Here is a 26,431-nt window from a genome sequence, read left to right on the forward strand (position 1 = left end):
ATCCTCGCATCTGAAGAGGTCATCGAACCCCGCTTGTCATGAATATATCTCAATATTAAGATAACCACGAGAGCGCACGTGGGCGCGCAACGGAGCATAAATGGCAAAACTATCATTCAAAGACCACGATCTCTATTACGCGGACATCGGCAGCGGCCTGCCGATCATGCTGATTCATGATCTGGGCAGCTGCGGACTCGTCTGGGCACGCCAGGTGCCGTTCCTGCGTCACGCGGGTTATCGCGTGATCGTGCCGGACCTGCCCGGTCACGGCGCGTCGTCGTATCCGATGCGCACGCTCGGGATGGGCGAGCTCGCCGCCGACCTGGAGAGTCTGCTCGATCATCTCGGTCTCGACAGCGCGACGCTCGTCGGCCTGTCGCTCGGCGGCGCGATTGCGCTGACGGTCGCGATCGACGCGCCGTCGCGGGTCGGCAAGCTGGTGGTATGCAACGGCTGTTCGAATCTGGTCGCCGACGACCACGTGCGCCGCGTCGGGCAGTGGAAAGCGGGATTCCAGCGCGGCGACGGCGCGGTGCGCTGGTTCGAGGAGATGTGGCCGTCGCTGGTCAGCGCGGAATTCGCGCAGTCGGAGCGAGGGGAAATTGCGTATCAGGTCGGTCATGCGCGCGCGGCCGCGACCGACCCGGCGCATCTCGCACGCATGTGCGACGGCATCGCGAACTACGATGTGCGGCGCCGCCTGAATCTCGTGCGCAGCGCAACGCTGGTATTGCACAGCGAGGACGACGGCGTGTATCCGCCGGTCGAAGGACGGCGTCTCGCGGCGATGATCCCGGGCGCGCAGTTCGGTTCGCTGCCGGGCAGCGGTCACCATCCGAACGTCGATCGCGCCGACACGTTCAACTGGACGCTACTGCACTTCCTGTCCGGTCACGATCCCGCGTCCGCCGCGCGCGCCGAGCCGCCGGGCCTGCCGTTCCAGTAAGCGGCCGGGCGCGCGTTCAGCGCAGGCCCGAGCCGTACGACGAAGCGGGCCGGCGCACGCCATCGATGCTCACGCCGCCCGCGCCGGTCACGAACAGCAGCAGGAAGCCGCCGGCGATCGCGACGTTCTTCCAGAAATGGATCACCATCTCGTGCTGGACGGCGGGGTTGGTCGCGTCCCAGAAATTGTGCCCGATCACTGCGGTCGCGAGCGTGTAGAACGCCATCAGCAACGCGAGCGGCTTCACCTTGTAGCCGACGATCAGCAGCAGCGCGCCGAGCCCTTCGATGGCGACGATGACCGGCGCGACATAGGTCGGAAACGGCGCGTTCAGGCCCCGCAGATAGCCGACGAAATCGCCGTAGCCGAGCAGCTTCATCACGCCGCCCCACAGAAACAGCGCCGCCAGCGCCAGGCGCGCGAAAAAAATGACGCCGGAATCGACGGGACGCGTCATGCCTTTCTCCTCGTTGCAGTTCGGCCTGCCGCGCGGGATCGCGACCCGTGCGGCTCGCGGGCCTGGGGGGCCCGGCAAATGGGCCAGAATAGAGGCTCTTTCGGGCGAGTCAAAGCAAAAGGTTGTAGCAAAACGTTGCAACCTCGTTCAATCCCGACGCATCTGCCGAAAATTCATCAGCAGATTCATGGTCTTACCCTGCCCATGTAAAGCGAGTGGCGGTGCACCGACTCCTTCTACGTGACGGCAAACGCGACGGGGACTGCGACCTGTCTACCGGCCATGAGAGCGACCATTTGCGGTTAGGGTTGTCACCGTTAATCCTCTCCCCGGAAATAGTTAAGCCGCCCGAAGGCGGCTTAACTCGTCCATCGTCCTGCCCGCTACCGGCTGTTGACCGTTAGCGCTTCAATATCAGTGGTATCCCAACGTCCTCGACGCATCGCCTCAGCCAACATCCCAAGCGTCAGCGGGACTAGGTCCGCGTCTCGATGCTTCTTCGAGAACAGCCCAAGAATCGACTTGATTACGTCGAGACTGTCGGGACCGAAGTACCGACTGTATGGAAAGCCTTGGGCCTCCACGCCGAACTTCTCGGCCCATTTGTCGACGAACTCGACGGCATCAAGGCCCGTCAAGCGCAAGTCCTCTTCGAGTCTGCTGTCCGGCGTCAACTTCAACGGACCACCGAAGATCGGCTTGCCTAGTTCTTCCCGGGCAAAGGCTTCAAGTTGATCCCAAATCGCATCCGCCATTACAGCACCCGATCTTCAGGTTTCACGATCCGGTTGTACGATACCACCGTGTTTCGCATGATGAGAAAAACATCTACCGACACTACCACGACCCCAACCACAGGAATAGACCGCCCGACAAACGCCCCAAGATTCCGAGTCGTTGCGATGCGGAGACCGCCAACACCTGCCTTCGTAATGGTAGGCAAGCGAATTCGGACATTGTAGGGCAGCATATTTCGCGCGGCCATCGATATAACCGATGTTCCAGGTACCGCACCGCCGAGCTTCCCCGAAACCGGCACATCGTTCTGACCTAGCAATATTGCTGCTGCACCGGCAAGGTCGGAGAATCCGAGTTGCTTCTGAGTTTCGTCGATCGCCACATACACGAACAGGTCGGCAGGCGTGAGGTTGTGGTGAACGCCATAGGTATATCGGTTATCGCTCATCGTTTCCCAAATTTTCAAGCGTGGCGGCGCTGCTCTCTCGGCGCAAGGGCATATCGCGCGAAGTCGCTACATTATCTGATCGGGAAACGTAGAAACGGCTCGCCGCTTCAGGACCGGCTTTATCGTGTATGAAAACGCGACGGGCGTATCTGCTTGATTCGATTCGCTGTCGGATGCAAGAAAAATATTCCCCCTTCAAATCAAATGCTTAATGGAATCAAAGCGGCCAGGTAACGTCGCAGCACGTCTTAAGACGACGCAGGAGCCACTGCGCGGAGAAACCTCACAAATGTTCAACGCGCGTCGCTCAACAACACGCCCTTCTTGAACAGAAAGCAGCCATAGCCACGCGATTCCCCGGTGACGATCACCGCATACGCCTGCTGCGCGCGCGCGTAGAACGCGAACCGGTCGACGCCGGCGAGCGGCACCGCGCGCCCTTCCGCGCGGTCGATCTCGGCCTGCACTTCGCGCTGCACCGGCGGCACGGCGACCGGATCGCCGACGACTTCCATCCGCGCCGCGGGCGCATCGACGAACGTGTCGAGCGGCAGCACCGACAACACCGCACGCACGACCCGCGCCGAATCGGCGCCGTCGATGCGCAGCGCGCGGCCGACCGCCGTATGACGCGCGACGGACTCCGCCGGAAAATTCGCATCGCAGATCGCCACTTCGTCGCCGTGGCCCATCGCGCGCAGCGCGTGCAGGATGTCGGCGTGCAGCAGCGGATCGAGGTTCTTCAACATGACGGCAGGTCTCCGGAATCGTGAACGAACCGCATACGTTACCCGATCCCGGCGGCCGCTGCGCTCGGCGCACGACGTTCACGACACGCCGGCGGCGGGCTACGTTCGAGGCAAGCAGGCTTCGCGCATCGCGCGCGCCCCAAACGAATACAGGCGCCGCGAAGGCGCCCGCATGCCGATCGACCTTCCGATCGCCCGCGCGTCAGGTCACCGGCGCCGGATTGAACAGCGCCAGCGCGTTCGCGAGCTGCCATTGCTCGGCCCACGTGCGGCGCTTGCCGCTCGCGACGTCGAGCATCAGCCGGAACAATTCCCAGCCCACGTCCTCGATCGTCGCCGCGCCGGTCGCGATCTGCCCGGCATCGAGATCCATCAGGTCGTGCCAGCGGCGCGCGAGGTCGCTGCGCGTCGCGACCTTGATCACCGGCACCTGCGCGAGACCATACGGCGTGCCGCGCCCGGTCGTGAACACGTGCAGGTTCATGCCCGCCGCGAGCTGCAGCGTGCCGCAGATGAAATCGCTCGCGGGCGTCGCCGCGTACAGCAGCCCCTTCTGCCGCGCGCGCTCGCCCGGCGGCACGACGCCGGCGATCGGCGCGCTGCCCGACTTCACGATCGAGCCCATCGCCTTCTCGACGATGTTCGACAGGCCGCCCTTCTTGTTGCCGGGCGTCGTGTTCGCGCTGCGGTCGACGCGGCCGCGCTGCAGGTAGCGGTCGTACCAGTCCATCTCGCGGATGATCGCGCGCGCGACGTCCTCGTTCGCCGCGCGCGACGTGAGCTGCGCGACGCCGTCGCGCACTTCCGTCACCTCGGAGAACATGATCGTCGCGCCTGCGCGCACCAGCAGGTCCGCCGCGAAGCCGACCGCCGGGTTCGCGGTCAGCCCGGAGAACGCGTCGCTGCCGCCGCACTGCACGCCGACCACGAGATCCGACGCCGGACAGGTCTCGCGACGGCGGCGGTTCAGCCGCTCGAGATGCGACTCGGCCATCGTCATGATCGAGTCGATCATCGAGTTGAAGCCGACGTGCGCGGCGTCCTGCAGGCACACGACGCCGGCGTTGCCACCCGGAACGCCCGCGTCGTCGCCGGCCGCGACCGGGATCGTCCCCGGCGGCAGCAGGCGCTCCGGCTGCAGCTTCTCGCAGCCGAGGCTCACCGTCATCACCTCGCCGCCGAAGTTCGGGTTCAGGCTGATGTTGCGCAGCGTGCGGATCGGGATGTCGGCGTCCGGCGCGTCGATCGCGACGCCGCAGCCGTACGTGTGCTCGAGCCCGACCACGTCGTCGACGTTCGGATAGCGCGGCAGCAGTTCGGCCTTGATCCGCTTCACCGCGTGCTCGACGACGCCCGCCACGCACTGCACGGTCGTCGTGATCGCGAGGATGTTGCGCGTGCCGACCGAGCCGTCCGGATTACGGAAGCCCTCGAACGTATAGCCTTCGAGCGGCGGCAGCGGCGGCGCGCGGCGGGTCGCGAGCGGCAGGTCGTCGAGGCCCGGCGGCTCGGGCATGCGCATCGTGCGCTCGTTGACCCAGCTGCCGCGGCGCAGGTCGGTGAGCGCATAGCCGATCACCACGTTGTAGCGGACGATCGGATCGCCGGCCGCGAGATCGGCCAGCGCGACCTTGTGCCCCTGCGGCACGCCCTCGCGCAGCGTCAGCCCGTCGGCGAACGTCGCGCCCTCGGGCAGGCCGCCGTCGTTGACGACGATCGCGACGTTGTCGTCCGGATGCACGCGGATATAAAGAGGAGAAGCAGTCATCGGAATTCCTGGAGGCTACCGGCCAAATCGTTAGTCATCATATGACATTGAACACCACCGGAGCATCATCCGTAAACCCCTATCCGGAAAGACCCTACCACCGTTCCAATAGCAAACCGCTTGCACCGCCACGCCCCATGTTGTACGATGACATACAACGACATCGCCACTGTTGGCCCGCATGCCGTTCCCGACGAACCCAGCACTCGCGCTAGACGGACGACCCAACCATGACTTATCCGCAAGAACTCAAACAGATCATTTCCCACGGCCTGCTGTCGTTTCCGCTGACGGATTTCGACGCGAACGGCAACTTCCACCCGGCGACCTACGCCGAGCGCCTCGAATGGCTCGCGCCGTACGGCGCGACGGCGCTGTTCGCCGCGGGCGGCACGGGTGAATTCTTCTCGCTCACGCAGCGCGAGTACTCGGACGTGATCCGCGTCGCGACCGAGACCTGCAAGGGCAAGGTGCCGATCCTGGCCGGCGCGGGCGGCGCGACGCGGGTCGCGATCGAATACGCGCAGGAAGCCGAGCGGCTCGGCGCGAGCGGCATCCTGCTGATGCCGCACTATTTGACCGAAGCGAGCCAGGAAGGCATCGCCGAGCACGTCGAGCAGGTGTGCCGCGCGCTGAAGATCGGCGTGGTGGTCTACAACCGCGCGAATTCGAAGCTGAACGCGGACATGCTCGAGCGCCTCGCCGACCGCTGCCCGAACCTGATCGGCTTCAAGGACGGCGTCGGCGACATCGAGAGCATGGTCACGATCCGCCGCCGCCTGGGCGAGCGCTTCGCGTACCTCGGCGGCCTGCCGACCGCCGAAGTCTATGCGGCGGCGTACAAGGCGCTCGGCGTGCCCGTGTATTCGTCGGCAGTGTTCAACTTCATCCCGAAGACCGCGATGGATTTCTACGAAGCGATCGCGAAGGACGATCACGCGACGGTCGGCCGCCTGCTCGACGCGTTCTTCCTGCCGTATCTGCAGATCCGCAACCGCCGTGCGGGTTATGCGGTCAGCATCGTCAAGGCGGGCGCGAAGCTCGTCGGCCGCGATGCGGGCCCGGTGCGCGCGCCGCTCGTCGACCTGAACGACGACGAAGTCGCGCAGCTCGACGCGCTGATCAGGAAGATGGGGCCGCAGTAAGCGGTTCGCGCTCGGGTATGACGGCGCGGCCGGCCGCCGCTTCGCGCATGATGAAAAACAGCCCGGCACGCGCCGGGCTGTATGCGTTCGGGCGGGAACGGCCCCCGCCGTCACATCTTCGAAATGCTCGCGACGATCGCGCGGCGCACCCGCTCCAGCTTCGCGCTGGCCACGGCGAAACGGGTGCTGTCGCCGCCGCTCGGCTTGTCGCCCAGAAGCTGGTCCCGGACACTCGGGTCGACGACCGTATCGAAGAACTGCCGCACGGTCAGCGTCGCGTATTGCTTCGCGTGTGCGAGCTGCTCGTTGGCCTGGGTCAGTGCGGCGGAGCGGGCGGCCTGATCCGTGTCGTCGATGCTGCGCCGGTACTGCAGCGCGAATACGAGCGCTTCCATATCCAGCTTGAAGCGGCGCACGGCCACGCCGAAGGCGAGCGAATGCGCATCGGCCCCGGTGACGGGGCGGCCCTTGTTGATCGTCACGTCGAAATCGCTGCCCCCCAATTCGCGCTGCAGTGCGAACAGTTCGTTGCTGAGGACGCGCCCTTCGCTGTATTCGCCGACCTGGCTGCGGACCGATCGTGCGACGTCGCCGATCACCTTCCACAATCCGGCGGCGAACAGGTGATCGCCACGCTTGCTGATGTTCATTGCGTCTGTTCCCTCGTTCTGATTTTTCTCGATCTCTCAGGCTCCGCTCGCGGACCTGACGGCCCGAAGCTCCGCTACTGTAGGAGAAAATCCGGCGACGCGAAAGCCGGCAACGCATAATGCCCGGCCATTAAGGTACGCAAAATGCTCGATCTGGAAGACCTTCGCCTCATTCGCGCCATCGGGGCGTCGCGTTCGTTGGCCTCCGCCGCGCGGTTGCTCGATCTCACGCCCCCTGCCGTCACGATTCGCCTGCAGAGAATGGAGGAGCGATTGCGCGTCAGGCTCGCCGTGCGGAAATCGAACGGGATCTCGCTGACCGACGAGGGGCAGCGGCTGTACCACGAAGCGCTGGATATTCTCGAGCGCGTGGAAGCGCTCCCGGTCCACATCTCGGGAGACCACGGCGAGGTGCACGGCACGCTCCGCGTGGTCGCCCCGTTTGGCTTCGGGCGGAAGTACGTGTCCCGGATCGTGCGCGACGTACAACTGGCTCATCCCAAGCTCGAAATATCGCTGCACCTGTCGGAGAGCCCGTTAGCCAATGCGGCGGGCGCCGACGTGGTCGTGCACATCGGCACCCTCAAGTCGTCATCCTGGGTCGGGTATCCGCTCGCGCCCAACGAGCGATTCCTGTGCGCGAGCCCGATGTACGCACGCCGCATCGACGCGCTGAATCACCCGTCCGACCTGGCGCGATACAACTGCCTGTGCCTGCGGGAAAACGACGAGGACGTGCCGCGCTGGCGCTTCTCGCAAGAAGGCGCCGGTGAAGGCGACCCTCGACGGTCCGCCGTCATCCGCGTCGCGGGCGCGCTCTCCTCCAACGACGGCACCGTCATCACGGAATGGGCGTTGGACGGGCTCGGGATCGTGGAGCGCTCCGAGTGGGACGTCGCGCATTTGCTGGCGGACGGCAAGCTCGTCAGGTTGCTGCCCGGCTGGCGCCTGCCGTCGGCACCGGTGACCGCGCTCTTGCCGTCGCGAACCGGCCGGTCCGTCCGACAGCGGATTTTCCTCGAAACCGCCAAGCAATTTCTCAGTCCGCCGCCCTGGCGCAGCAATGCATGACGATTAAATGGCGCTTAATGACGGATTAGGCCGTCGTTAAGCACGGCGGCAATCGTCGGGCCTATAGTGTTCGCGTCGATATCACATCGAGGCAAACGCATCATGGGCATGCAAACGCTCAACACCCCCGCCGCATTGATCGATGCCGCGCGCATGCGTCATAACGTCGACCGCATGCAAGCGCATCTGGACAAACTCGGGGTCAAGTTCCGGCCCCACGTCAAAACGACCAAATGCCGGCACGTCGTCGACGCGCAAATCGCGGCGGGCGCGCAAGGCATCACGGTCTCGACGCTCAAGGAAGCCGAGCAGTTCCTCGCGGGCGGCGTCCGCGACATCGTCTACGCGGTCGGCATGGTTCCCGCCAAGCTTGGCCAGGCGCTTGCGCTGCGCCGGCAGGGCTGCGACCTGAAGATCGTCGCCGACAGCCTGCATGCCGCGAACGCGATCGCCGACTTCGGGCGCGAGCAAGGCGAGCGCTTCGAAGTCTGGATCGAGATCGACGTCGACGGTCATCGCTCGGGCATCCCGCCGGAGGACGACCTGTTGATCGACGTGGGGCGTGCACTCGTCGATGGCGGCATGATCCTCGGCGGCGTCCTGGCTCACGCCGGCTCCAGCTACGAATACAGCACGCGGGAAGCGTTGGCGCAGATCGCCGAGCAGGAGCGCAGCCGCACCGTGCGCGCCGCGGAACGCCTCAGGGCCGCGCGGTTGCCTTGCCCGGTCGTGAGCATCGGGTCGACGCCAACCGCACTCTCGGCGGAAAACCTCGACGGTGTCACTGAAGTTCGGGCCGGCGTCTATGTGATGTTCGACCTCGTCATGCACAACGTGGGCGTTTGCACGCTGTCCGAGATCGCGCTCTCGGTGCTGACCACCGTCATCGGACATCAGGAAGAGAAAGGCTGGGCGATCATCGACGCGGGCTGGATGGCCATGAGCCGGGACCGTGGAACGCAGCGTCAGGCCCGGGATTTCGGCTACGGACAGGTATGCGCGGAAGACGGCGAGGTGCTCGGCGAGTATGTCGTGAGCGCAGCCAACCAGGAGCACGGCATCGTGTCGCGCCTGGGCGCGCCGGACCCGGACATCGCGAAGCAATTCCCGATCGGAACCCGCCTGCGCATTCTGCCGAACCACGCGTGCGCCACCGGCGCGCAACATCCCGAGTATCACGCCGTAGGCGAAGACGGCGCCGTACAGACGTGGCCGCGATTCTACGGATGGTGAGCGACATCCCGGGCCGGGACGCATGCCGCAATGCGCGGCGTTCGCCGTTACTTGGTGTCGTTGTACACGGTTGCGCGCGAGACGCCCAGGTGTTGCGCAATCGTCTCCATCGACCGCCGCAAGTCCAGATAGCCCTCTTCCTTGAGCGCCTGCATCAGCGCCCTGCGCTGGTCGGTACGGAGCGCTTGCGGCGTGGTCGCCAGGCCGACCGCGAAGCGGTCGATCCGCTCGCGAAGCGAGTGGGCGCGCGACGGGTCCAGCGACTCCTTGACCACCTCCCCGCTGGGCGCCGAGAACTGTTCCAGCAATGTCGTGATGCCGCGAAACAGCGTCACGTCGACGTTCAGGCACAGGGCGGCGAAATAATGCCCGTCCGAATCCTTGATGCCGATCGACGTGCTTTTGGCCTGGCGCCCGTCGCTGAACCGGTTCGCATAGTTCGCGAGCACTTGCGGGTAGCTGTCGTCCGCAATGCGGGCCAGGCCGAGTTCCGTCGCGGGGTCGCCCACCTCGCGCCCGGACAGGTTGTTGTGGATGGCGAGAATCGCGTGCTTCGGCGAGCGAAGGTCGTGAACCACCACCTCGGTAAACGGCGCCAACGTCTCGCCCAGCGCCGCCGCGATCTGCTTGACCTGCTCAAGAATTACCTGCTGTTCGCTGGTCAGTCTTTTCTTAGCCATCCTGGACTCTTCATCTAAATTTGGTCGCATTGTATAGGTTCTTCATGCCGTCCACGCCTTGACTGTTTGTCTAAATTTAGACACACTGCAAAACCCTCGACTGGCGTTGCGCCAGACAGGCTGACCTGACGATGCCGACAGACGCCCAACTCCTACTCCTCGACCGGGATGCCGTCGCACCCGCCCTTCAAGCCGAGCAAGTCATGGCTGCGGTTCGCGAGGCCTTTGTGCTGCACAGTCAAAGGGCCGGACGGGTTTTTCCGGTGGTCCGCGAGAAGCTGCACACGGGCGGCGTATTCGGCATCAAGTCCGGCGACGTCGCAAGCCAGGACCTGCTCGGCTTCAAGGCGGCAGGATTCTGGCCGGGCAACCGGGGCCGAGGCGGCGAGCCTCACCAGGCGACCGTCGCGCTGTTCGACCCGCATACGGGCCGCCCGCTTTGCATCATGGACGGCAATGCGATCACCACGGCCCGGACCGGCGCGGCGGGCGGCCTGGGCCTGCAACTGCTCGCGCGCCCCGAGAGCACCCGAATCTGCGTATTCGGCACGGGGGTGCAGGCGCGCGTCCAGCTCGCCTACGCACTGAAGCTGCTGCCGCAACGCTGCACGGTGCAGTATGTGAACGTCAGCGGCGAGCCGGATCCGGCGTTCGAATCGACATTCCAGGACCGATGCGCGATCCGCGTCGCACGTGACCGTAACGATGCGGTGGCCGACAGCGACGTGGTCATCACCGCCACGCCGGGCGGCGGCGCGTTGTTCGATGCCGATGCGGTTCAGCCGGGCACCCACCTGACTTGCGTGGGCGCCGACACGGCAGGCAAGCGCGAACTTCCGGAGGGCGTGCTGGCGCGTGCACGCATCGTCGTGGACGACCGCGAGCAGGCGCGCAGCATTGGCGAGTGTCAATGGGCGCCGGCGCTGCCGTGCGCTGAAATCGGCGACCTTCTGGCGGGAACGGCGTCCTTCGATCGCGCGTCGAGTGACGTCACGGTATTCGATATGACCGGGCTCGCGCTGCAGGACTTGACGGTCGCGCGTTTCCTGTATGAACGGGCCATCGAGAACGGAACCGGCATCTCCGTTCCGTGGCCCTGGTGAATGACATCTGACCAGCGAATCTCACATGACCACGACTTTCGAACTCCCCACCTTTGCCGACGTCGAGGCCGCGGCAACGCGCATCGCCGGCATTGCACATCGCACGCCCGTTCACACGTCACGCACGCTGAACGAACTGATCGGCGCCGAGGTGTTCGTCAAATGCGAGAATTTCCAGCGCATGGGCGCCTTCAAGTTTCGGGGCGCCTTCAACGCGCTGTCGAGATTTTCGCCGGAACAACGCAAGGCCGGCGTCGTTGCGTTCTCCTCCGGTAACCACGCGCAGGGCATTGCCCTGTCCGCGAAGATCCTGGGCATCCCGGCAACGATCGTGATGCCGCACGATGCCCCCGCAGCGAAGATCGCGGCGACGAAAGGATACGGCGCCGACGTCGTCACTTACGACCGCTATGCCGAGGACCGCGAAGCAATCGGCCGCCGTCTCGCCGACGAGCAGGGCCTCACGCTGATTCCGCCTTACGACCACCCGGACGTGCTCGCCGGACAAGGCACTGCCGCGAAGGAGCTGTTCGACGAAGTGGGTGCGCTCGATGCGCTGTTCGTGCCGCTGGGCGGCGGTGGGCTGCTTTCCGGCACCGCGCTGTCGACCCGCGCGCTCGCGCCGCAATGCATGTTGTACGGCGTCGAACCGGAGGCCGGGAACGATGGCCAGCGCTCGCTGCGCAGCGGACAAATCGTCCACATCGATACGCCCAAGACCATCGCCGATGGCGCGCAAACCCAGCACCTCGGGAACTACACGTTCAGCATCATCAAACGCGACGTGAACGATATCCTCACCGCGTCGGATAGCGATCTGGTAAACGCCATGAAGTTTTTCGCGGCCCGCATGAAGATGATCGTGGAGCCGACCGGATGCCTCGGGCTGGCCGCCGCGCTGAATGCGAAGGAATCGCTGAAGGGCAAGCGCGTCGGCATCATCATCAGCGGCGGCAATATCGACCTCGAGCGGTTCTGCGCCCTCGTGGCGTCGTAAGTGCAATCCTGGCGACGCGACCTGCAATGTGTCTGGACAACTGAATACCATGTCATCCATGTACGAGAAGCTGGTCGCGTTGCTCGACCGCGAAGGCGCCAGGTATCGGGTGATCGAACACCCGGCGGAGGGACGCTCCGACCTGGTCGCGGCCATTCGCGGGACCTCGCCGGGGCAAGGCGCGAAGGCGATGCTCTGCAAGGGCAAGGATGCCGGGCAAGCGTTGGTTCTCGCGATCCTGCCCGGGGACAGGAAGCTGGACTTCAAGAAGGTCGCGGCAGCGGCCGGGCTCAAGAAGGCCACGCTCGCGTCAGCCGACGAAGCGCAGCATGAAACCGGGTGCGCGATCGGCGCAATCCCGCCGTTCTCGTTCTCGTCGACGATCAGGCTGATCGTCGATCCGGACCTGATCGGCGGCTTCGATGAAATCGCGTTCAACGCCGGCCGGCTCGACAGGTCCATCGTGCTCAGCTCGGCCGATTACGTCCGGATCGCCAATCCCCTCCTTCAGCCGCTATGCGTCTAGGCAAAGTATCCGCAATCTCGTTCGACCTCGACGACACCCTGTGGCCATTCGGGCCGGCCGTCGAGCGGGCCGAAGCGACGCTGCATGCATGGCTGCTCGAGCATGCGCCCAACACGGCGCGCATCCTGCCGACGCGGCAAACGCTGAGCCAGTTGCGCAACGAGTACGAGCGCTCGCGCCCGGACCTCGTCAACGACTATCGTGCGTTGAGAATCGGTTCGATCAGACTCGCGCTGGAACTGGCGAAGGAAGATGTCGACCTGGCTGAACACGCATACCGCGTGTTCTTTTCCGCGCGGCAGCAGGTCGAGTTCTACGAAGACGTCTGGCCGGCGCTGGAATGGCTGAGCGCCAGGTTTCCGCTCGTCGCCGTGACGAACGGCAACGCGGACCTCCGGCAGACGGGCGGCAGCGAATTCTTTCGGGACACGTTCAGTGCGGGCGCGCTGGGCACCGCGAAGCCGGAGCCTGGAATATTCCATGCGGCCGCGCGGGCAGTGGACGTGCATCCCGCCGAGTTGCTGCATGTCGGCGACGATTTTCATCTCGACGTTCTCGGGGCGTTGAACGCCGGGCTGCAGGCTGCGTGGCTGGTGCGCCGGAATCATCCCGGGATGAAGCGCGTGGAGCCCGACACCCGCTCGCCGCACCTCACCATTCACGACCTGTCGATGCTGTGTTGCGCGCTCGGCGGACCCGACGACCTGTCCTGACCGGGGTACGAGGAACAGCGCGATAGCGCCCGCGAGCGGGCGCCATCCTCTTCAGCGTTCCCGCAGGTCCGCGCTCACTCAGCGTTGCCGTCGCGCAGACGCGGAATCCCGAGCGGATTCGCTTCCCGCAGCCCTTCCGGCAGCAGGTCGTCCGGGAAGTCCTGGTAGCACACCGGCCGCAGGAAGCGCTCGATCGCGGTCGCGCCGACCGACGTCACCGCCGGGTTCGACGTCGCCGGGAACGGCCCGCCGTGCACCATCGCATCGCACACCTCGACGCCGGTCGGGAACCCGTTGACGAGCAGACGCCCCGCCTTGCGCTCCAGGACCGGCAGCAGGCGGCGCGCAAGCGGCCGGTCGCCGGCATCCATCTGCAGCGTGGCCGTCAGCTGGCCTTCGAGCGCCTCGAGCACGCGCGCCAGTTCGTCGACGTCGCGGCAGCGCACGATCAGCGACGACGGCCCGAACACCTCGTGGCTGAACGCCGGCTCGGCGAGAAACGCGTGCGCGGACACCTCGAACAGCGCGCCGCTCACGTCGCACGCACCCTGCGCCGCCCCGCCCGCGCCGAGCGGGCGCACGCCCGGGAGCTCGGCGAGCTGGCCGCGGCCGGCGCGGTACGCATCGGCGATGCCGCGCGTCAGCATCACGCCCGCCGGCTTCGCCGCGAGCGCCTGCGCGGCGGTCGCTTCGAAACGGTCGAGATCCGGACCGTCGAGCGCGAGCACGAGCCCCGGGTTCGTGCAGAACTGGCCGACGCCGAGCGTCAGCGAATCGACGAAGCCGGTCGCGATCGCGTCGCCGCGCGCGGCCAGCGCGGCCGGGAACAGCAGCACCGGGTTGATGCTGCTCATTTCCGCATAGACCGGAATCGGCTGCGGGCGCGCGTTCGCCAGCTGCGTCAGCGCGACGCCGCCCTGCCGCGAACCGGTGAAGCCGACCGCCCGGATCGCCGGATGGCTGACGAGCGCCGCGCCGATCACACGGCCCGGCCCGACCAGCAGCGAGAACACGCCGGCCGGCATCCCGCACTTCGCGACCGCCGCGCGGATCGCGCGGCCGACCAGCTCGGACGTGCCGAGATGCGCCTCGTGCGCCTTCACGATCACCGGGCAGCCGGCCGCGAGCGCCGACGCGGTGTCGCCGCCGGCGACCGAGAACGCGAGCGGGAAGTTGCTCGCGCCGAACACCGCGACCGGCCCGAGCGGGATCTTCTGCAGCCGCAGGTCGGCGCGCGGCAGCGGCGTGCGCGCGGGCTGGGCCGGATCGATCGACGCGGCGAGGAAGCGGCCGTCGCGCACGACCCGCGCGAACAGGCGCAGCTGGCCGACCGTGCGGCCGCGCTCGCCTTGCAGGCGCGCAACCGGCAGGCCGGTTTCGGCGTGCGCGCGCTCGATCAGCGCGTCGCCGAGCGCGACGATCTCGTCCGCGATCGCGTCGAGCAACGCGGCGCGCGCCGCGAGCGGCTGCGCGCGATACGCGTCGAACGCGTCGCGCGCGAGCTCGCACGCGCGCTCGACGTCGGCCAGCCCGCCGACGCCGAACGCCGGCGCGTCGATCGGCGCGCCCCGCGTCGGGTCGAACGCGTGCAAGGTTCCGGCCGAGCCGTAGACCGCATCGGCGCCGATCAGCATCTCACCTGTCAGTTGCATGGGGTGTGCTCCGTGGTTCGGGAATGGGTTGGATGGGCCATTGTAGCCCAACTGATACGATGTCTGCCGACTTCATTTCGAGATTGAGCGTCCGACCGTGGGCCGTGCAATCGCCTCACATCCTTGCAGAGACTGGATTTCCAGCCTATCAAGGCCTGCTCATCTGCCCACAAAAGGGAAAACCCGAGTTACGCCACGCTGCCGCCCGTCACTAAACTGCACGCCATGTCATATGACGACGTACATTAAAGTGCCTAATCAGACCTCCTCCCGCGATCTCCCGATCGACCTGGCCCGGGCCGCGCGCCGCACCGCCGTGCGCTACTGGATCCTCGCGATGCTGTTCGTCGTCACGACGCTCAACTACGCGGACCGCGCGACGCTGTCGATCACCGGCACGCCGATCCGCCAGGCGTTCGGCATCGACCCGGTGACGATGGGCTACATCTTCTCCGCGTTCAGCTGGGCCTACGTGCTCGCGCAACTGCCGAGCGGCTGGCTGCTCGACCGCTTCGGCGCGCGGCGCGTCTATGCGGGCAGCATCTTCCTGTGGTCGGCGTTCACGCTGCTGCAGAGCACGATCGGGCTCGGCGGCAGCGCCGCGTTCGCGGTCGCCGCGCTGTTCGCGATGCGCTTCGCGGTCGGCGTCGCCGAGGCGCCCGCGTTCCCCGCGAACGCGAAGGTCGTCGCGAGCTGGTTCCCGACCGCCGAGCGCGGCACCGCGTCGGCGATCTTCAACTCCGCGCAGTACTTCGCGGCGGTCGTGTTCTCGCCGCTGATGGCGTGGCTCACGCACGCCTACGGCTGGCATCACGTGTACCTGTGGCTCGGCCTCGCCGGCATCGCGCTCGCGTTCCTGTGGCTGCGCGTCGTGAAGGACCCGGCCGATCATCCGGCGGTGAACCGCGCGGAACTCGAGCACATCGAACAAGGCGGCGGCCTCGTGCGCACGACGGGCGGGCCGACCCGTGCGCGCGGCCAGGACGCGCCGTCCGAAGGCAGCAGGGTCGCGGGCTGGTACTACGTGCGCCAGCTGCTGTCGAACCGGATGCTGATCGGCATCTATCTCGGCCAGTACTGCGTGAACGTGCTCACGTACTTCTTCCTGACGTGGTTCCCGATCTATCTCGTGCAGGCGCGCGGGATGTCGCTGCTGAAGGCCGGCTTCATGACGTCGCTGCCCGCGATCTGCGGGTTCCTCGGCGGCGTGCTGGGCGGGATGCTGTCGGACGCGCTGATCCGGCGCGGCGTGTCGCTGACGCTTGCGCGCAAGATCCCGATCGTCGCCGGCATGCTGCTGTCGATGGTGATCATCGGCTGCAACTACGTCGACAGCGAAGCGCTCGTGATCGTGCTGATGGCGTTGTCGTTCCTCGGCAAGGGGATCGGCTCGCTCGGCTGGGCGGTCGTCGCGGATACGGCGCCGAAGGAAGCGATCGGCCTGTCGGGCAGCCTCTTCAACATGTTCGGCAACACGGCGGGGATCGTCGCGCCGATCGCGATCGGCTACCTGGTCGGCGCGAGCGGCTCGTTCAACGGCGCGCTGGTGTTCGTCGGGCTCAACGCGCTCGTCACCGTGCTGAGCTACCTCGTGATCGTGAAGGACATCCGGCGGGTCGAATTGCGGCATCGCGCCGCGTGAAGGTTCGGCGGGGGTTCGGCGGCCGCGCGCAGCGGCCGCCGTTTGCATCAGCTCGCGGAACGCACGGCGCCGAGCATGTCGTGCACGCCGGACGTCATCAGCGCGAGAAACGCCAGCAGGCCGACGTAGCAGAGCGCATAGGTCGCCTTGGTCTCGATCGACGTCGCGTAATAGACGCGGTTCTCCGGCGCGTCGGGGTCATAGCGCCACGCGCGCATCAACTGCGGCAGCGCGAGGATCGCCATCACGATCAGCAGCGGACTCGGCCGGTACACGAACAACGCGACCAGCACCGGCACGCCCGCGAACCAGATCCGCGGCGACAGCACCGCGGTGATCCGCCCGCCGTCGAACGGCGACAGCGGAATCATGTTGAACAGGTTCAGGAAGAAGCCCGTATACGCGAGCGCGAGCAGCAGATCGCTGCCGTAATGGCGCGCCGCCGCGTAGCAGGCAAGCGCGCCGAGCGTGCCGACGAACGGTCCGGCGAGCCCGACGTAGGCTTCGGTCTCGGCGTCGTGCGGCATCTCCTTCAGCTGGATCCACGCGCCGACGAACGGGATGAAGGTCGGCAGCCCGACGGCCAGCCCGCGCCGCTGCGCGGCCAGGTAGTGGCCGGCTTCGTGCACGAGCAGCAGCGCGACGAAGCCGGCCGCGAACCGCCAGCCGTAGAACAGCGCATAGACCGCGATCGAAACCAGCATCGTGCCCGCCGACATGAGCACCTTGCCGAGCTTCAGGCCGCCGAAGATCAGCAGCAGCAGCTTGGTCATTCCTTGCGCTCCGCGTCGGCCGCTTCCGCGACGGCGGGCACGGCGGCCGCTTTCGGCTTGCGCTTGAACAGGCGCTTCAGCGCCACGCCGCCTCCCAGCAACGCGACCAGGCCGACCTTGAAGAACTTCACCGCGAACGCGCCGATCACCGCGAGCAGCCCGAGCTTCTTCGCGCCGACGCCGACGATCAGCGCCGCGAGGCCGTATTCGGCGACGTGGTCGGTCGACTTGTTGAAATCGGCGTAGCGCTTGCCGTCCTTGAAATCGATGTGCGCGAGCAGATCGTCGGCCGACGGCTTGTATTTCTGCAGGTCCTCGAGGCTCGACACCATCGTCAGCGACAGATAGCCGTCGCGGCCGAGCGCGAGCGTCCGGTAGTTTGCGCCGTCGGTCATCGGGTTCGGGAGCGCGCCCTTGTCGCGCATGATCGACGACCAGACGAGCCGGTGCTTGCTGGCGTCGTACGCCGGCGGCTGCGCCCAGCCGACCACCTCGAATTCGGGCAGGCCGCGCTCCTTGCGCGACGCGTTGCCCTCCTCGGTGCCTTCCTTCAGGCTCGCGAGCAGTTCGTCCGGCTTCCAGTCCTTCGCGTCGTCGTCGCGGATGTAGCCGCTCGGCTCGAACGACATGACCGACATCCAGTCGGCGTCCGGATCGGCGGGCAGCACCATGCCGACCAGCTTCGACTCGTCGACGGTGTTGCCCATCGCGCGCAGGTAGCGGCCCGCCTCGGCCGCCGGCACGAACGCCTCGCCCTGCGTCAGCTTCAGCATCGCCTGATGCTTCAGGTCGATATCGGCCGGGCCCTTCACGACGGCCTTGTTCACGGCCGCCGCCGCGGCCTTCATTTCCGCTTGCGCGGATTCGGTCTGCGCGCGGCCGGTCGTGGCGGCGAGCGCGAGGAACGCCGTGCAGGCGAACAGTGCGACGATTTTTCTCATGGTTGGATTCCCCTGGAATGGCTTGTTGTCGATGTGCGCGGCTGCCGGTCCGGCGCCGCCTCTCAGGTTGCACGGCGCTATGGTAGCGCAGCGAGATGCCTGCCTCGGAGGTCATGCCCACGCCGGTCGGCGTTGCGTTTGCACACTACAATGAGCGCCATTCGCACAAGGCGTTGAAATGCCGTTCGCCACGGGGGCTCAAGAGAGCAGGAGCAGCCTTGATTCAATAACAATAGCCGAGTGTCCTGCGTTACAGGGGCAACTCCGGAAACGATTCCGAGCTGATTTTTTCCATGATTCCCGTCCCGATTTTCTCCGGTGTCTTCCTTATCATTCTCGGCATTTCGTTTCTGGCGGCCGTGTCCGTCCTTGTCTGGGCCGCCGCGCTGATCTTGATTCCACGTGTGCGGCGATCCTTTCGTGCGCGCCAGGGACGCTCGATCGGCATACTCGGCGCGCTGTGCGTGATGAGCCTCGTCTTTGTGCATGTCACGCTCGTATCACTGGAGGTCGACCGGAAAATTAGCCGAGAGCAAGCCGCGCTGCATCCCACACTGGCGCACGCCGAACACCTGCTTGGCATCGATATGCCGTCCGGCACCAAGCTGACGCTTACGAGAGCCGGCGACATGACCTCGATAAGCGACGCCGAGTTTCCGCACGCGGTCAGCGTGTACGGAATTCCGGCCACGGCGTTGGGAGTCAGGGCAGAGTATGACGACGAGGCCCCCCGGGACGACGGCCAACTCCCGCCCTCCCTCACCGCCCTGTCGCTTACCGGAACCGGCAACGCGACGGTCGACGGCTGGGTCTGCGGCACGGGCGGACCGCTGGAAATCGTCTTGCGTCGCGACGCCAGGATCAAGACGCTTTGGGCGTGCCATCTGGCTGAAGGCAATCGGGTGGCCCATTCCGTCATTCCGGTCAATTCGACATTGATGAGAAGCACCACCACCTATGGCGACGGTCTGCGCGACAACGACTATTGGCGCATTGATGTCCCCGACGGCAGCGTATTCGAACTGGCGGGCCTGCCGCTGCGGCATCCGAGTATGCAACTGGACAAGCAGCACAACGTCGTCGCTTTCAGTTACGCCGAATTGGCGCGTGCATTCACCCTCGGCGATATCACCTACCCTGCCGGAACCGAGGTCTCCTCGGCCCAGCGCGGCCTGCGAGAAAAATATCCCGGTACCTGGGTCTTTAGCCTCGAACCAGGCCAACCGGCTATTGGCAAGGAAAAGGGCGCGATGCCCGACGTCAGGTTCGTGGCTCAGGCCCCTTCGGGGAAGGTCTACGCGCTCTATTCGAAGTAGGGATCACCTGAATGCGCCGCGCGCGTCCGTCGCGGCGCAACACATCACGTATACAACGACGCCTGCGGCAACTCCCCCGTCAGCGCGAACCGGCCGACATCCCGCAGCCGATAGTCGAGCGGATCGTGCAGCGTATGCGTGCGCGCATTGCGCCAGAACCGGTCGAGCCCGAGCGACGCGGCCGTCGCGCGCGCGCCGCACGCGTCGAACAGCGCTTCGCCATTCGCAAGCGCGGCCCGCTGCGCGACGATCTTCGCATCGGAAATCGCGAGCGCCGCTTCGGCGCGCCCGTCGGCCGTCAATGCATCGTGCTGCAACCACGCTTGCTGCAGCGCGTCGGCCGCACGATCGGCGAGCGCAGCGGCGGCCACCGCCTGCACGCGCATGTCGCCGAAGCGCTGCAGCGTGTACGGATCGTCGGTCGCGCGCTCGACGCCCGCATGAATCCACGGCCGTCCGTTGCGCAGCACGTACTCGCGCGCGTCGGCCAGCGCGCCTTCGGCGAGCCCGACGAACAGGTTCGTCAGCACCAGTTGCGACACCAGCGTGCGCAGCGTCGCACGCGGCGTCGGCGGCGCTTCCGAGCGGTGCAGCACTTCGTCCGGCGCGAGCGTCACGCCGTCGAACGTCACGCTGCCGCTGTCGGTCTGGCGCTGGCCGATCGGGTCCCAGTCGTCGTTCACGGCGATGCCCGCGCGCGCGGTCGGCACCACGCCGAACACGGTCCGGCCGAGTGCCGGATCGTGCGCGGACACGGTCATCCGCTGTGAGCCGCGCGTGCCCGAGCAGAAGCCTTTCACGCCGTCGAGCCGGTAGCCGCCGTCGGGCGTCGCGGTCGCGACGAGCCGCGTGTCGAGCGGATTGACCGCATTGCCCCACCACCAGCGATGCGCGACGGTGCCGCGCAGATAGCGCTCGCGCTGCGCGGGGCTGCCCCACACGTCGACGCTCACGACCTGCAGGCACTGGAAGCCGACCAGATGCGCGAGCGCGCTGTCGACGCGCGCAATCTGCCGGATTGCGTCGTAGATCACGGGCCAGGCGGCTTCCTGCCCGCCGAACGTGCGCGGCACAGCGAGCGTCAGCAGGCCCGCATCGGCGAGCCATTGCTTTTCCTGCGCGGCGTGACCGCCCGCGCGATCGCGCGCGGCTGCGCTCGCGCGCAGCGCGTCGATCACGCGGGGAAGCGCCGCCGGATCGAAGGCGGACGCGCCCGCGTCCGGAACAAGCGGGGCAAGCGTCGCCGGGCCGCGCGGATCGTTCATGCGAGCGCTTCCTGCGCAACCGGTGCGCCCGACAGCGGCACCAGCGAACCGAGCGCGGGCCGCCCGACCAGCCGCGCGAGGATCTCGCGGCGCCAGTCGTCGTAGATCGCGCGATAGTCGGCAATGTCCGCGCCGAACACCTCGGCAGTGTGTGCGTATTCGTCGTGCAGATAGCCGTCGAGCCGCCGCTGCGTTTCCTCGTCGGCGTCGATCACGCGCTCGATCAGCGCATCGCGCTCGGCCGCCGGCAACGCGGCCAGCTTCTCGAACCACCATTGCACGATCTGCACGCGATGCCATTCCTCGTCGGGGCGGATGCGGTTCTCGCCGTGCTCGCGCATCGCGCCGTCGGCGATGCGGCCGGTCTTGCGCTGAATCCACAGCTTCGCGAGGATATGCAGCTCGTAATGCCATTCGAACGCGAGAAAGCCCGCGAGATCGCGCACCGGCAGATCGCCGACGCGCGCCCAGTGCGCGGCGACGAGCGCGTCGATCTCCGGCAGCGGATCGCGCCCGGTCAGCTCCAGCACGCGCTCGCGGCCGATCACCGCGTGCGCGCCGTCGTCGCCGAGCTGGCGCGACAGGATCAGCTGGAAATGCGGATCGTCGCGGAACAGCGTGTCGATCGCCTTCGCGACGACCTGCACGATGAACAGGTCGTGCGACGCCATCTTCGTGTAGTAGTCCGCGACGGCGGCCAGCTCGTCCGCGTTGCGCGGCTCGCGCGGCGGCGCGGCGAGCTTGGCCGGGAAATCGGGACGATGGCGTCGCGCCACGTCCAGGAACAGGGCTTCCTCGAACTGGGCGTTCCACTCGCGCGGCGCGCCGATGGGCAAAGTCATGATGAATCGGTCTCTCAGGATCGTTGATTGAAAGCGCGGGCGCTTGTGGCGCCCGCTCAGGTGCGCCTGGCCAGTCGTCGGGCCAGGCGGTCGCCCGTGGCTTGCACGGCCGAGACGAGCGCGATCAGGATCACGATCACGGTCGCCATGACGGTGGTGTCGAAACGCTGGTAGCCGTAGCGGATCGCGAGATCGCCGAGCCCGCCCGCGCCGACCGCGCCCGCCATCGCGGTCGAGCCGATCAGCGCGACCACGGTGATCGTGAAGCCGCCGAGCATGCCGGGCAGCGCCTCGGGCAGCAGCACGTGCCACACGATGTGACGGCGCTTCGCGCCCATCGCGAGCGCGGCCTCGACCAGCCCGCGATCCACTTCGCGCAGGCTCACCTCGGCGACGCGCGCGAAGAACGGGATCGCGGCGATCGACAGCGGCACGACGGCCGCCCACACGCCGATCGTCGTGCCGATCAGCATGCGCGTGAACGGCAGCAGCGCGACGAGCAGGATGATGAACGGCGTCGAGCGGAACACGTTGACGAGCGCGCCGAGCGCCGCGTTCAGGCCGCGCCGCGCGTAGATGCCGCCCGGCGCGGTCGTCACGAGGATCACCGCGAGCGGGATGCCGAACAGCGCCGCGATCGCCGCGGACGCCGCGACCATCGACAGCGTGTCGCGCATCGCGTCGAGCAGTTCGGGCCACCAGAGCTCAAACATAGCCGAGCACCTCCGCGTGGTTCGCATGCACGCGCACGCGTTCGAGCAGCGCGGCGAGCGCGCCGGGCGCGCGCGCGTCGGCCGCCGACGCGATCACGAGGCGCCCCTGCGCGCGCCCCTGGATGCGCTCGATGCCGCCGTGCAGGAACCGCACCGAGCCGCCGAGCGCCGCCGCGAGCGCGCCGACGTCCGGCTCGCCGCCGCTCTCGCCCGTATAGCGGAGGTCGAGCACGACCTGCGCGCCGTCGGGCAGCGCCGCGTGCGCGGGCAGCGGCTGCACGCGCGCGGCGAGTTCGGCCGGCAGGTCGTGCACCAGCGTGCTCAGCAGCGCGCGCGTCGCGCCGTGCTGCGGCGCGCCGAACACGCGCCACACCGGCCCCGTTTCGACCACCTCGCCCTGCTCGATCACCGCGACGGTGTCGCACACCGCGCGGATCACCTCCATCTCGTGCGTGATCAGCACGATCGTCAGGCCGAGGCGGCGATTGATGTCGGCGAGCAGCGCGAGGATCGACTGCGTCGTCTCCGGATCGAGCGCCGACGTCGCCTCGTCGCACAGCAGCACTTCCGGATCGTGCACGAGCGCGCGCGCGATGCCGACGCGCTGTTTCTGGCCGCCGGACAGGCTGGCCGGATACGCGTTGCGTTTCGCCGCGAGGCCGACCAGCTCGAGCAGCGCCGCGACCTTGCGCGCGCGCTCGGCCTTCGGCACGCCGGCGATCTTCAGCGGCAGCGCGACGTTCTCGGCGACCGTCTTCGCGGACAGCAGGTTGAAATGCTGGAACACCATCCCGGTGCGGCGGCGCAGCGCGACGAGGCCGTCCTCGTCGAGCGCGCCGACGTCGACGCCCTGCACGCGCACGCGGCCCGACGTCGGCCGTTCGAGCCCGTTGACGAGCCGCAGCAGCGTCGACTTGCCCGCGCCGCTGCGGCCGATGATGCCGAACACCTCGCCGCGCCGCACGTCCAGCGTCACATCGCGCAGCGCGGCGGCCTGCCCGCGCGGCGACGCGAATACCTTGCCGACGTGTTCGAACGCGACGGCGCTGCCGCCGGCCAGCGAAACCGCCTCAGCACGCGCAGCGCGCCCCGCATGCGCGGCCGACGCTTCGACGAAGCCCAGCGTATCCAGGAATTGCGTCATCGCTCTACTCCGTCGCGCTCACGCATGCGCCTGCTCGGGCGCCGGCCGGTGCCGCGCGCCTGCATGCCACGCAGGCAGGCGCGCGCCGGCGCCGAACAGCTTCTCGCGCAGCGTCGGCGCGGGATCGTAGTCTTCCTTGTACACGCCTCGGTTCTGCAGCTCCGGTACGACCCAGTCGACGAAATCCTCGAACGACTCGGGCATCACCGTGCGGGTCAGGTTGAAGCCGTCGATGCCGGTTTCGTCGATCCACGCCTGCAGTTCATCCGCGACCTGCGACGGCGAGCCGACGATCGGGTGATAGCGGCCGCCGAGCGACATCTGGTCGAGCATGCGCCGCACGGTCCACGCGCCGCTCGTGCTCTTCTTCGAGATCGCGTCGACCGCGGACTGGATCGAATCGGTCTTCACATACGAGATCGGCTCGTCGAGCCCGTACTTCGCGAAGTCGATGCCGGTCGAGCTCGCGAAATGCGCGAGGCCGGCCTCGGGGCTCGCATAGCGCCGGTATTCGTCGAACTTCTCGCGCGCGAGCCGTTCGTTCTCGGCGGTGACGACGGTTACGCCGGCGAAGATCTTGATCGACTGCGGATCGCGTCCCTGCCGCGCCGCCGCCGCGCGGATATCGAGCACCGCCGCGCGCGCGGCCGCCTTGCTCTGACCGTTCACGAACACGCACTCCGCGTGCCGGCCCGCGAACTCGACGCCGCGCGCCGACGACCCGGCCTGGTACAGCACCGGCGTGCGCTGCAGCGACGGCTCGCACAGATGGATCGCGTCGAGCGAATAGAACGGCCCGTCGTGCTTCACGCGCCGCACCTTGCCCGGCTGCGCGAACACGCGCGCGTGCGCGTCGCGGATCACCGCGTCGTCGTCCCAGCTCTGTTCCCACAGCTTGTAGACGACCTCCATGTAGTCGTCCGCGCGCTCGTAGCGATCGTCGTGGCCGATCTGCTGCGCGAGGCCCATCCCGCGCGCCGCGCTGTCGAGATAGCCGGTGACGATGTTCCAGCCGACACGTCCCTTCGTCAGGTGATCGAGCGTCGACATGCGCCGCGCGAACAGGTACGGCGGCTCGTAGGTCAGGTTCGCGGTCACGCCGAAGCCGAGATGCCGCGTGACCTGCGCCATCGCGGGCACGAGCAGCAGCGGATCGTTGACGGGCACCTGCACCGCTTCGCGCAGCGCGGCGTCCGGGCCGCCGCCGAACACGTCGTACACGCCGACGATGTCCGCGAGGAAGATGCCGTCGAACTTGCCGCGCTCGAGCGTCCTCGCGAGATCCGCCCAGTAGTCGAGATCGGTGTAGTGCGCGGAGCGGTCGCGCGGGTGCGTCCACAGGCCGTGGTTGATGTGCCCGACGCAGTTCATGTTGAACGCGTTGAGCAGGATCTTCTTCTGGTTCGCCATGCGCGCCTCCGTCACCACGCGATCGCGTACAGCGAGCCGAACGCGTTGTCGAGCGCCTTGCGCACCGCGGGCGAGGTCTGGTAGATCGCGATGAACTTGCGGATGCGCGCGTCGTTCGCGCTCTCCGGCCGCACGACCCACTGCAGCGCGTAGCTCTTGTTCTCGGTGCCGTCGAACAGCAGCGCGCTGTTCGGGTCGGTCGTGCCCGCGAGCTTGATGAAGCTCGGGTAGCCCTGCGCGAGATCGACGTCGTCGAGCGAACGCGCGAGCTGTGACCCCTCGAGCGCGATGATCTTCAGGTGCTTCGGGTTCGACACGATATCGTGCGTCGTCGCGCGGTAGTCGACGCCCGGCGTCAGCGTGACGAGCCCCGCGCGCTGCAGCAGCAACAGCCCGCGCCCGCCGTTCACCGGATCGTTCGCGATTGCGACCGTCGCGCCGTCCTTCAGCTCGCTGAAGCTTTTCACCTTCTTCGAATAGAGGCCAATCTTCATGATCGTGCCCGGCGCGATCGACACGAAGTTGTAGCCGCGCTGCTTCTTCGCGTTCTCGAGGAACGGGATGTGCTGGAAGTAGTTGACGTCGATGTCCTTGTTCGCGAGCGCCGCGTTCGGCGTATTCCAGTCGGTGAACTCGATGATCTTCACGTCGAGCCCCTGCGCCTTCGCTTCCTTCGCGGCGATCTTCAGCGCGTCGATCTGCGGGGTGGTCGACACGCCGACCTTCAGCGGCGCGGGTTCGGCCTGCGCGCCGGCCAGCAGGGTCGCGCCGAGCAGCGCGACCGCGAACAGGCGAAGGGGACGCGCGAGCGACCAGAAGGAAAAGCGGGCAAAAAAAACGGCATGGGGCATAGAAACCACTCTCCTGTCCAAAGACGGTATCGACGCATGAGCGAACCCGCGGCGAACGCGCGGGCGTTCTCCGGACGGTCGTCGCATCGGAAAAGGATCAGCCGATGATAGAGCGCGTTGGGGGAAGCGGTCTACGAAGCGATCGTGCGAAGAAAATCGCACCAGAAGATATGGCGGGCGGCGCGCGTCAAGGTCGTTGCCGCCTCGTTCATGCCGTCATGGGGAGCAGCGACCGAACCTTGTCCCATCGGATATCGACGGGCACCGGAAGCTTACGTGTCACGAAGCGCTTCAATCGCTCCTGCAAACCGTGGCGCGGGTGTGCCAGATAAGCGCGAATGTCGGTCGTCACTTCGTCCAGGGTCCAGCCGTCCATTTCATCAGGCATCGCCAAAGCAGAAATGTTGTGCCGATAGACTGGCGCAACCTCTTCCCTGAGTATGTGTTCAAGCTCGTCAATCGAATATCCGGAGGTCTGCAGGACGCCAGCGACCCACTTATAGTCGTGGTCCTGCAATTCGCGGCCGACGAAGAGTTCGGCTAGCGCTTGCCATACGGGAGCGCGGCGCTTCGTGTCCAATGGTTCCATCACGGTGTTATCGGCCGGGTTCGTGGGTATAGCGTACCAAAGGCAGCGTCCGCACCATAGACGGCC

At 66.9% G+C, this 26,431-nt stretch carries 27 protein-coding genes; 10 read left to right on the top strand and 17 right to left on the bottom strand.

Going from position 1 to position 26,431, the window contains the following annotated elements; all coding sequences use genetic code 11:
- The first annotated feature begins 100 nt into the window (after positions 1 to 100).
- The gene (locus B7P44_RS30990) at positions 101 to 949 is read left to right on the top strand and encodes an alpha/beta fold hydrolase (RefSeq protein ID WP_084909638.1); all 849 of its coding nucleotides are present in this window, start codon (positions 101 to 103) and stop codon (positions 947 to 949) included.
- A gap of 16 nt (positions 950 to 965) precedes the next feature.
- Here B7P44_RS30990 and B7P44_RS30995 read toward each other — a convergent pair whose 3' ends face one another.
- From B7P44_RS30995 to garD, 5 genes are all read right to left on the bottom strand, one after another.
- Positions 966 to 1,406, bottom strand: coding sequence for a DoxX family protein (locus B7P44_RS30995; RefSeq protein ID WP_084909639.1), 441 nt, complete (start codon positions 1,404 to 1,406; stop codon positions 966 to 968).
- Positions 1,407 to 1,789: 383 nt separating this feature from the next.
- Positions 1,790 to 2,161, bottom strand: coding sequence for a DUF1493 family protein (locus B7P44_RS31000; protein WP_060256727.1), 372 nt, complete (start codon positions 2,159 to 2,161; stop codon positions 1,790 to 1,792).
- Positions 2,161 to 2,592 (bottom strand): STM2901 family protein, encoded by a 432-nt coding sequence (locus tag B7P44_RS31005; protein WP_084909640.1) that lies wholly within the window; start codon positions 2,590 to 2,592, stop codon positions 2,161 to 2,163. Before B7P44_RS31005 ends, B7P44_RS31000 begins: the two co-directional genes overlap by 1 nt.
- A gap of 293 nt (positions 2,593 to 2,885) precedes the next feature.
- A complete protein-coding gene (locus B7P44_RS31010; RefSeq protein ID WP_084909641.1) occupies positions 2,886 to 3,341 on the bottom strand; it encodes an RbsD/FucU family protein in 456 nt (151 codons plus the stop codon).
- Positions 3,342 to 3,543: 202 nt separating this feature from the next.
- Positions 3,544 to 5,109: a galactarate dehydratase gene (gene garD, locus B7P44_RS31015; RefSeq protein WP_084909642.1), complete on the bottom strand. Its 1,566-nt coding sequence runs from the start codon at positions 5,107 to 5,109 to the stop codon at positions 3,544 to 3,546.
- A gap of 230 nt (positions 5,110 to 5,339) precedes the next feature.
- On the opposite strand from garD, the gene kdgD reads away from it, so the two are divergent.
- Positions 5,340 to 6,254 carry a 5-dehydro-4-deoxyglucarate dehydratase gene (kdgD, locus tag B7P44_RS31020; protein WP_084909643.1) on the top strand — a complete coding sequence of 305 codons (915 nt, stop codon included), beginning with the start codon at positions 5,340 to 5,342 and terminating at the stop codon, positions 6,252 to 6,254.
- A gap of 110 nt (positions 6,255 to 6,364) precedes the next feature.
- Here kdgD and B7P44_RS31025 read toward each other — a convergent pair whose 3' ends face one another.
- A complete protein-coding gene (locus tag B7P44_RS31025; RefSeq protein WP_084909644.1) occupies positions 6,365 to 6,904 on the bottom strand; it encodes a hypothetical protein in 540 nt (179 codons plus the stop codon).
- Between the two features lie 144 nt (positions 6,905 to 7,048).
- Here B7P44_RS31025 and B7P44_RS31030 point away from each other — a divergent pair, with 144 nt between their 5' ends.
- Positions 7,049 to 7,975, top strand: coding sequence for a LysR family transcriptional regulator (locus tag B7P44_RS31030; protein ID WP_084909645.1), 927 nt, complete (start codon positions 7,049 to 7,051; stop codon positions 7,973 to 7,975).
- 102 nt (positions 7,976 to 8,077) lie between these two features.
- A complete protein-coding gene (locus B7P44_RS31035) occupies positions 8,078 to 9,208 on the top strand; it encodes a DSD1 family PLP-dependent enzyme (protein WP_084909646.1) in 1,131 nt (376 codons plus the stop codon).
- 47 nt (positions 9,209 to 9,255) lie between these two features.
- On the opposite strand, the gene B7P44_RS31040 is transcribed toward B7P44_RS31035, so the two are convergent.
- Positions 9,256 to 9,888 (bottom strand): helix-turn-helix transcriptional regulator, encoded by a 633-nt coding sequence (locus tag B7P44_RS31040; RefSeq protein WP_084909647.1) that lies wholly within the window; start codon positions 9,886 to 9,888, stop codon positions 9,256 to 9,258.
- Between the two features lie 131 nt (positions 9,889 to 10,019).
- On the opposite strand from B7P44_RS31040, the gene B7P44_RS31045 reads away from it, so the two are divergent.
- From B7P44_RS31045 to B7P44_RS31060, 4 genes are read left to right on the top strand one after another with little or no spacing between them, the layout of a single operon-like run.
- The gene (locus B7P44_RS31045) at positions 10,020 to 10,991 is read left to right on the top strand and encodes an ornithine cyclodeaminase family protein (RefSeq protein WP_084909648.1); all 972 of its coding nucleotides are present in this window, start codon (positions 10,020 to 10,022) and stop codon (positions 10,989 to 10,991) included.
- Positions 10,992 to 11,016: 25 nt separating this feature from the next.
- Positions 11,017 to 11,988: a threo-3-hydroxy-L-aspartate ammonia-lyase gene (locus B7P44_RS31050; protein ID WP_084909649.1), complete on the top strand. Its 972-nt coding sequence runs from the start codon at positions 11,017 to 11,019 to the stop codon at positions 11,986 to 11,988.
- 58 nt (positions 11,989 to 12,046) lie between these two features.
- Positions 12,047 to 12,514, top strand: coding sequence for a YbaK/prolyl-tRNA synthetase associated domain-containing protein (locus B7P44_RS31055; RefSeq protein ID WP_084909650.1), 468 nt, complete (start codon positions 12,047 to 12,049; stop codon positions 12,512 to 12,514).
- On the top strand, positions 12,505 to 13,227 hold the full coding sequence (locus tag B7P44_RS31060) for an HAD family hydrolase (protein WP_084909651.1): 723 nt from the start codon (positions 12,505 to 12,507) through the stop codon (positions 13,225 to 13,227). The genes B7P44_RS31055 and B7P44_RS31060 overlap by 10 nt, the downstream gene beginning before the upstream one ends.
- A gap of 74 nt (positions 13,228 to 13,301) precedes the next feature.
- On the opposite strand, the gene B7P44_RS31065 is transcribed toward B7P44_RS31060, so the two are convergent.
- The gene (locus B7P44_RS31065; RefSeq protein ID WP_084909652.1) at positions 13,302 to 14,879 is read right to left on the bottom strand and encodes an aldehyde dehydrogenase (NADP(+)); all 1,578 of its coding nucleotides are present in this window, start codon (positions 14,877 to 14,879) and stop codon (positions 13,302 to 13,304) included.
- 250 nt (positions 14,880 to 15,129) lie between these two features.
- On the opposite strand from B7P44_RS31065, the gene B7P44_RS31070 reads away from it, so the two are divergent.
- Entirely contained in the window at positions 15,130 to 16,521 is a 1,392-nt protein-coding gene (locus tag B7P44_RS31070) for an MFS transporter (RefSeq protein WP_084909653.1), read from the top strand.
- 47 nt (positions 16,522 to 16,568) lie between these two features.
- Here B7P44_RS31070 and B7P44_RS31075 read toward each other — a convergent pair whose 3' ends face one another.
- A complete protein-coding gene (locus B7P44_RS31075) occupies positions 16,569 to 17,294 on the bottom strand; it encodes a site-2 protease family protein (RefSeq protein WP_084909654.1) in 726 nt (241 codons plus the stop codon).
- On the bottom strand, positions 17,291 to 18,235 hold the full coding sequence (locus B7P44_RS31080; protein WP_084909655.1) for a DUF2167 domain-containing protein: 945 nt from the start codon (positions 18,233 to 18,235) through the stop codon (positions 17,291 to 17,293). Before B7P44_RS31080 ends, B7P44_RS31075 begins: the two co-directional genes overlap by 4 nt.
- Before the next feature lie 293 nt (positions 18,236 to 18,528).
- Between B7P44_RS31080 and B7P44_RS31085 the strand changes: the two genes are divergently transcribed.
- Complete coding sequence (locus B7P44_RS31085) at positions 18,529 to 19,551, top strand: hypothetical protein (protein WP_084909656.1); 1,023 nt, start codon at positions 18,529 to 18,531, stop codon at positions 19,549 to 19,551.
- Between the two features lie 44 nt (positions 19,552 to 19,595).
- On the opposite strand, the gene B7P44_RS31090 is transcribed toward B7P44_RS31085, so the two are convergent.
- The 7 genes from B7P44_RS31090 to B7P44_RS31120 form a co-directional block, all read right to left on the bottom strand.
- The gene (locus B7P44_RS31090) at positions 19,596 to 20,816 is read right to left on the bottom strand and encodes an acyl-CoA dehydrogenase family protein (RefSeq protein WP_084909657.1); all 1,221 of its coding nucleotides are present in this window, start codon (positions 20,814 to 20,816) and stop codon (positions 19,596 to 19,598) included.
- A complete protein-coding gene (locus B7P44_RS31095; RefSeq protein ID WP_084909658.1) occupies positions 20,813 to 21,658 on the bottom strand; it encodes a hypothetical protein in 846 nt (281 codons plus the stop codon). The genes B7P44_RS31090 and B7P44_RS31095 overlap by 4 nt, the downstream gene beginning before the upstream one ends.
- Positions 21,659 to 21,714: 56 nt before the next feature.
- Entirely contained in the window at positions 21,715 to 22,371 is a 657-nt protein-coding gene (locus B7P44_RS31100; RefSeq protein WP_084909659.1) for a methionine ABC transporter permease, read from the bottom strand.
- A complete protein-coding gene (locus B7P44_RS31105) occupies positions 22,364 to 23,515 on the bottom strand; it encodes a methionine ABC transporter ATP-binding protein (protein ID WP_084909660.1) in 1,152 nt (383 codons plus the stop codon). The genes B7P44_RS31100 and B7P44_RS31105 overlap by 8 nt, the downstream gene beginning before the upstream one ends.
- Positions 23,516 to 23,533: 18 nt before the next feature.
- A complete protein-coding gene (locus B7P44_RS31110) occupies positions 23,534 to 24,925 on the bottom strand; it encodes an LLM class flavin-dependent oxidoreductase (RefSeq protein WP_084910126.1) in 1,392 nt (463 codons plus the stop codon).
- An 11-nt stretch (positions 24,926 to 24,936) separates the two neighbouring features.
- Positions 24,937 to 25,776, bottom strand: a complete 840-nt coding sequence (locus tag B7P44_RS31115; protein ID WP_084909661.1) for a MetQ/NlpA family ABC transporter substrate-binding protein — start codon at positions 25,774 to 25,776, stop codon at positions 24,937 to 24,939.
- Positions 25,777 to 25,984: 208 nt separating this feature from the next.
- The gene (locus tag B7P44_RS31120) at positions 25,985 to 26,365 is read right to left on the bottom strand and encodes a DUF7079 family protein (protein ID WP_084909662.1); all 381 of its coding nucleotides are present in this window, start codon (positions 26,363 to 26,365) and stop codon (positions 25,985 to 25,987) included.
- Between the last annotated feature and the right edge of the window lie 66 nt (positions 26,366 to 26,431).

The organism is Burkholderia ubonensis subsp. mesacidophila (assembly GCF_002097715.1).
GTDB classification, from domain to species: Bacteria; Pseudomonadota; Gammaproteobacteria; order Burkholderiales; family Burkholderiaceae; genus Burkholderia; species Burkholderia mesacidophila.